Source organism: Bergeyella anatis (assembly GCF_036016955.1).
GTDB lineage: Bacteria > Bacteroidota > Bacteroidia > Flavobacteriales > Weeksellaceae > JAYWXI01.
Map to the genome: position 1 here is coordinate 1 of NZ_JAYWXI010000187.1, position 316 is coordinate 316.

Consider the following 316-nt stretch of genomic DNA (forward strand, 5'->3'; position numbering starts at 1 on the left):
TGCTCTAATCTTCCGTTAGTCTGCACCCCAAACTTCTTATCCGGAACCCCACCGATGGCTTTTACCCCAAACGGCGTACTGGAGACATTCCCATTAAAGGTGATGGTGTAAGCCGATGCCCCCGAAATCAGATTGTACTGCTGACCGTTAGGACCATAAGTTTTCGCTTTGAAAGGGCTGCCCGACACGTTTCGCAGCTTCGCCATAATCGTTCCGCTTGCTCCCGCCAAAGTCCCCGCAGGATAGTACAGCTTGAAGTTCTGGGTGCCTCCCGCATCGTTCTGGAGCGGCAAAATCTGCTCGTAAGCCGAATAAC

Annotated in this window: 1 pseudogene; it reads right to left on the reverse strand. The window is 52.5% G+C overall.

The features are described 5' to 3' along the window. Window positions 1-316 (reverse strand): annotated as a pseudogene (locus tag VQ048_RS12865) (hypothetical protein); the annotation flags it as partial.